Origin of the sequence: Niallia sp. MER 6 (assembly GCF_023714395.1) — a bacterium.
Classification (GTDB): Bacteria; Bacillota; Bacilli; order Bacillales; family Cytobacillaceae; genus Niallia.
On record NZ_JAMAUK010000140.1, the window covers coordinates 1 to 288 of the forward strand.

At 43.4% G+C, this 288-nt stretch carries 1 protein-coding gene; it reads left to right on the forward strand.

Going from position 1 to position 288, the window contains the following annotated elements; translation table 11 throughout:
* On the forward strand, window positions 1–229 hold a 229-nt coding region (locus M3600_RS28740; protein ID WP_251648610.1), incomplete at its 5' end, for a hypothetical protein.
* Window positions 230–288: the final 59 nt, after the last annotated feature.

Genomic DNA, 288 nt, shown 5'->3' on the forward strand with positions numbered 1-288 from the left:
TAGCCGTATCGGAAGGTGCGGCTGGATCACCTCCTTTCTAAGGAAAAATGGAATTCGTTCCATTCACAGATTGTTGATGATTTTGTTGTTCAGTTTTGAGGGAGCAATTCCTCAAAACATCAGGGTAGTGAGTAGCGAGCAGATCAAGGAAACGACTGATCGAGCACCGCAGCGTACGACAGTACGTGAGGAGCACAGAGAAGAAGTTGACGCAGAGATGCGAAGTTAATCATTAGCCGAATTTGTTCCTTGAAAACTAGATTATGAATAGTAAGAACCAAGAAAGAA